General features: G+C 41.5%; 4 protein-coding genes and 2 pseudogenes. 3 read left to right on the top strand and 3 right to left on the bottom strand.

Features of this window, described 5'->3' with window-relative positions; all coding sequences use genetic code 11:
* Nucleotides 1–117 (top strand): annotated as a pseudogene (locus IM485_RS10765) (IS1 family transposase); the annotation flags it as partial.
* Between the two features lie 7 nt (nt 118–124).
* Here IM485_RS10765 and IM485_RS10760 read toward each other — a convergent pair.
* From IM485_RS10760 to IM485_RS10750, 3 genes and pseudogenes are all read right to left on the bottom strand, one after another.
* The gene (locus IM485_RS10760; protein WP_272948751.1) at nt 125–256 is read right to left on the bottom strand and encodes a hypothetical protein; all 132 of its coding nucleotides are present in this window, start codon (nt 254–256) and stop codon (nt 125–127) included.
* A 106-nt stretch (nt 257–362) separates the two neighbouring features.
* Nucleotides 363–2,168, bottom strand: coding sequence for an aspartate kinase (locus IM485_RS10755; RefSeq protein ID WP_104397729.1), 1,806 nt, complete (start codon nt 2,166–2,168; stop codon nt 363–365).
* Between the two features lie 202 nt (nt 2,169–2,370).
* Nucleotides 2,371–2,511 (bottom strand): annotated as a pseudogene (locus IM485_RS10750) (IS982 family transposase); the annotation flags it as partial.
* A gap of 304 nt (nt 2,512–2,815) precedes the next feature.
* Between IM485_RS10750 and IM485_RS10745 the strand changes: the two are divergent.
* Both IM485_RS10745 and IM485_RS10740 read left to right on the top strand, forming a co-directional pair.
* Entirely contained in the window at nt 2,816–3,007 is a 192-nt protein-coding gene (locus tag IM485_RS10745) for a YciI family protein (protein WP_104397728.1), read from the top strand.
* A 111-nt stretch (nt 3,008–3,118) separates the two neighbouring features.
* Nucleotides 3,119–4,903: a hypothetical protein gene (locus IM485_RS10740; RefSeq protein ID WP_287742966.1), complete on the top strand. Its 1,785-nt coding sequence runs from the start codon at nt 3,119–3,121 to the stop codon at nt 4,901–4,903.
* The last annotated feature ends 115 nt before the right edge of the window (nt 4,904–5,018 follow it).

The following is a 5,018-nucleotide window of genomic DNA, read 5'->3' as shown; positions in this document are numbered from 1 at the left end:
CTTCATCGTAAGACTCTCTGCTATTCAAAATGTGTCAAAATGTTAGAAAATTCCCTACCGCTTCTAATTCATTACCTTAAGTTTAAGGATGTTCCAGTTCCCTACACTTTTGCTTGATTCATCTTTACATCTGACAACGCCGAAATTTTTCTGTTTTTTCCCAAACCTTTTCTACCACTTTTTCCCCTGTTTTCTCTAACGCTTTATTGGCAATAATCGAATCAACTGCGATCGCTGCTCCTGTAAGAGGGTCCATAGATAAAATCGGGGTGATGAGGGTTAACTTACTTAACTGGTTTTTGGGGGTTAAGTTGCCAGCAATTAAACAACTCTTACCCCCATCATAGAACTTGTAATTTCATTTAGGCGGGTACTTCAATTTTACCCTGTCCGGCTAATCCAAAAGCGGCATGAACCACTTGCAGGGACCTGACTCCATCTTCCTGATTCACCACACAACTGATTTTTATATCAGAAGTAGCAATCATTAAAATATTAATTTTCTCCTTTGCTAAAGCTTCAAAAAAGCGTGCTGCTACCCCCGGTTGTCCTTCCATTCCCGAACCAACAATGCTCACTTTGGCCACATCATTATTAACCACCACTTCCTGTAAACCCAAACTTTCGGATAGTTCTAGGAGGATTTTTTGGGCGGAATTAGCATCAGCTTGGGGTAAAGTAAAAGCGATATCCCGTCGGGGAATACCATCGACAATGCGACAGCGTTGGGATTGAATAATCATATCAACACTGACATTTTTTGCCGCTAAAACCGAGAAAATTCTCGCCGCCATCCCGGGGCGATCGGGGACGTTACGAATGGCCATTTGTGCCTGATTATTATCTAGGGCAACTCCCCTGACTGGGACTAAATTTTTAGGGATTTCGCGATTAGCAACTTTAGCAGAATACTCCACTTGAAAAGCATCACAAAGGACTTTAATTGCTTTTTCTCCGTCCGCTTCATCGATGACACAACTGACTTTTACTTCAGAAGTGGAGATCATTTCGATATTAATTGCCGCCGCGGCCAAAGTGCTAAATATTTGGGCGGCAATCCCCGGCCGGCCGATCATACCGGCGCCGGTAATGGCGATTTTAGCGGCCCCGGATTCGATAATCACTTCCGCTTCCTCTGTATTAGTGGGATGGGAACGTAAAACTGGCGCGATTGCTTCGGCCACGGATTGGGCTTTTTTCAAGGCATTTCCCATCACCGTAAAGGCGATATCGTTGCTGTCACCCTCGTGAATTGATTGAATAATTAAATCCACGTCCACCTGTTGATGAGCGATTTCCCCGAATAAACGGGCAGCGATACCGGGACGGTCGGGAACCCGTAAAAGGGCGATTTTCGCCTGATTACTCTCAAATTCCACCGCATCCACTGCTTTTGTCAATTCCAATCCTTGCAGGGTGCGCGGTTTCGGTGCCGGAGATGTCACCCAAGTACCAGGCTCATCTGTCCAACTGGAGCGGACAACCAAGGGAACCCCGAAGTTTTTAGCGATTTCCACCGCTCGCGGGTGGAGAACTTTCGCCCCTAAACTGGCTAATTCGAGCATCTCATCGCAGGTAATTTCGTCTAAAAGACGCGCTTCGGGGACTAAGCGGGGGTCAGTGGTGAGAATACCAGGTACATCGGTGTAAATTTCGCAAAAATCGGCTTTTAAGGCGGCCGCTAGGGCCACGGCCGAGGTATCGGACCCACCGCGCCCTAGGGTGGTAATCTCTAGTTGATCACTATCGCTAACACCTTGAAAACCGGCGACAACAACTACTTTACCCTCCGATAGATGTCGGGAAAGGCGATCGGTTTTAATTTCTAAAATACGGGCCCGACTATGTTCGGATTCCGTGACAATTCCCACTTGAGCGCCGGTTAGGGAGATGGCCGGTTGTCCGATTTCCTCTAGGGCCATACTCATCAAGGCGATCGTCACCTGTTCCCCCGTGGATAATAACATATCCATCTCCCGGCGCGAGGGTTCGGCGGCGATTTGTTTGGCTAAATTGACCAATCCATCGGTGGTTTTACCCATGGCAGAAACGACCACCACCACGGTGTTTCCTGCTATTACCGTATTTTTGACCCGTTGAGCGACCGATTGAATGCGTTCCACGGAACCTACCGATGTACCACCGTATTTTTGGACAATTACAGCCATAGTTGTCAGCGCTAGAGACTTTCTATCTTTGTTCAATCTCCAACTTATCAAACTTCCTTAACGATAAGTGGTTTTGGTTAACATTCCTTATGTTTTATCGGACGTGATCTCAGTTTGGAGCTTTTGACTGGGAAAATATCCCGCGATTGAAATATCCGGACTCGGATAAGCTGCCGACTATCTAAATTAACCTGAATTCGGGTTAAGCAGATGGGGGTAAAAGCCAATCAAGACGAAGGCTAGGTTTTTTGGGTCGGTGACAATAAGCAATTAGTCCAGACAGAAGGTTAACCCCAAAATTCCCAGGGTAAGGATGCCTCGAATGTTCAATTTGGGAGATATTATACTAAATCCGTTGAGTATAGGCTACATATCAGGACAGGCAAAAGAGGAAATAAATAATCAGTCTTTAATAAGCAGATTTAGTATTATTGAATTTATCGTTAATTATGTCAATAATCGAGCGTTTACGAGATAAAAAAGTGATGCAATTCACACTTGAATTGGCGGTTTATCGATTACTCTACTTAAATCTTCTGTAAAACTTGGCCATAGACAAAATCAGCCAACTGTACCCCTCCACACTTTTCTATAGGGATTTAGTTCGATCGTAAAATAGCAACAGATCAAGAGATTACAGGTCAAATATGCCGAAATTTTTTATCTGGAGTAGTTATTGTGAAAACGTGCTGGAAAAACGCGCACCCTATCGTCAAGCGCATCTAGAGGAATTAAATCTGGGGAAAAAACGGGTAATTTTCATTAATATCGGACTAAGGGCAGATTTAAGCCAAGTTTTCGCAATTTATCAGGCAGCCAGCCAGAAGCGCGAGAATTAAACGATGGGGGTTCAGTTGTCATTATCCTCAGTTGTAAACATCGAAAAAATGCTTACAGCCGATTATAATATAAGTCCATCCCCTCTAGATTGATCCCTAAAGAGTAAAAAAATGGTAGATAACCAAATTGATTTACGGTGGTGGCTACTGAGCAACTTGGCAAGTATTCCATCTTTGTCAATTATTTACAGAATATCGGTAATATTCACTTTTATTATTCTCATTTTTTTAGCTTTTTCTCCTCTTATATTCCCGAGAACTCCCACGAGTAAGCTCCAGAATTTTTTATCGTCAAATCTAATATTTATTATATCTTTAGTTACTTTTATTTTAGCAGCACGCTGGCCAGGTTTCTTGTCACCAATGCTAGACCCAGACGAGGGTCTGTTTATCGCAGGTGCAATCAAACTGTTGAAAGACCCAGTTTTCTGGCGTGCGGTAGATGCGGGTTCATCTGGACCGCTCAATGTCTATCCTCTGACTCTACCAGCTTTTTTCGGGTTCAGAATTGAATATGCTAGTAGTCGTGTGATCGGCTTAATCATGATAATTGCTGCTATTGTTTGTCTTTATTATGCTTTATCCACTCTCTACGATAAGACCCTTTCTCGTCTAGCAATAGTTCCCCTTGTTACCACTGTCGCCTTAATGAAGGAATCAGGCTATGTGCATTATACAAGTGAACATTTTTCAATTGCCATATTAAGTGTGGCTTTGTTAATTGTTTGTAAATATCATGCTGGTAATTCATCTAATCCTAATCGGCTGATATTTGCCTTGGGTTTTATCATCGGACTTACTCCCTTTTCCAAAATGCAGTCAGTTCCTATAGCTTTCTCAATTGCTTGTATATTTTTGCACATACTCTGGCTAAAAAGCAGCGCAAGAGGTAAATTTATCAGGAGTCTTGCTGCTTTCTTTCTTGGGGGAATATTGTTCTCAGCTTTAGTCGTATTATATCTAATAATTTTTTCAATATATGATGCTTTCTGGACATCTTATATACAACAGAATTTATTGATTTATTCTAGCAATGGTTTGGGAGGAAATCTAACGCAAGTAACCTTTTTGGCAAAAATTAACATATTTCTGGATATGTTAGTAAGAGTGCAAGATACACAGATGTTATTTTTATTGACGGCAATTGCATTGATAGTAGGAATACCATTTTTAATAATAAAGCGTTTTTCTTTAAGCCCACATCAAGAGAAGCCTAACACATTTTGTTTTGTCTATTACAGTTTAGTTATTTTGGCTGCGTCGAGTTATTCAGTTATTAGACCAGGGAACAGTTTTCCCCATTATTTACTGTTTCTAATTATACCTAGTGGATTTCTCCTCGGCGTGTTTTTAGGTGAACTTGCCAAAGTTTTACAAGTGTCAAAATTCACTCGTTCACACTTAAAGTTCTCTCTTTTGACAGGGGTAATTTTCCTGACAGTTGCTAGTAGTTTTTTACAATTTACAATAACAATAATATCAGATAACTTTTACCTGGATAATCGCAGAAGATTTGCCAAAAATTATCTCAGTCCGATTGCAAAAACTATTCTAAATTATGCTTCTCCTGGTGAATCTATGGCTGTCTGGGGGTCGGCACCACAGTTATATGTTGACACGGGACTTATACAAGCAACAAGGGCCGGTGTAATGGGGTCATGGAAATACTTTCCCCTACAGCAATATTTTTTCAAACAGTATGCAGACGATCTGATTAATTCTAATGCTAAGTTATTTGTTGATGCTGTGGCTCCAAGAATGATTGGATTTAAAGATAGAGAAACTCAGGGACACGAAGTTTTTCCTGAAATTGCTAGGGTTATCAAGGAAAATTATCGGCTAGTTGATGAAGTTCAAGGAGTTCGTATTTATGGTTCTTCCGAACTTACACTGTAGAAAATTCCCCAAGCTCCCTCTCTGTCCAGCAATGCTCTAAAGTTGATAAATATCAATCTAACAAAAACTCAAAGCCCTATTGTACAAACTTTACAAGCATGAGTTGTTGATAGTT

The sequence above is a fragment of the Microcystis sp. M169S2 genome, assembly GCF_020245865.1.
Lineage (GTDB): Bacteria > Cyanobacteriota > Cyanobacteriia > Cyanobacteriales > Microcystaceae > Microcystis > Microcystis ichthyoblabe_A.
Note: the sequence above shows the minus strand (reverse complement) of the source record. Positions and strands in the feature narration are given on the sequence as shown.

Excerpts from the sequence above, each read along its gene's own strand:
- IM485_RS10755 (WP_104397729.1), bottom strand. The coding sequence starts at position 2,168 with ATGGCTGTAATTGTCCAAAAATACGGTGGTACATCGGTAGGTTCCGTG.
- IM485_RS10760 (WP_272948751.1), bottom strand. The coding sequence starts at position 256 with ATGGACCCTCTTACAGGAGCAGCGATCGCAGTTGATTCGATTATTGCC.
- IM485_RS10740 (WP_287742966.1), top strand. The coding sequence starts at position 3,119 with ATGGTAGATAACCAAATTGATTTACGGTGGTGGCTACTGAGCAACTTG.
- IM485_RS10745 (WP_104397728.1), top strand. The coding sequence starts at position 2,816 with ATGCCGAAATTTTTTATCTGGAGTAGTTATTGTGAAAACGTGCTGGAA.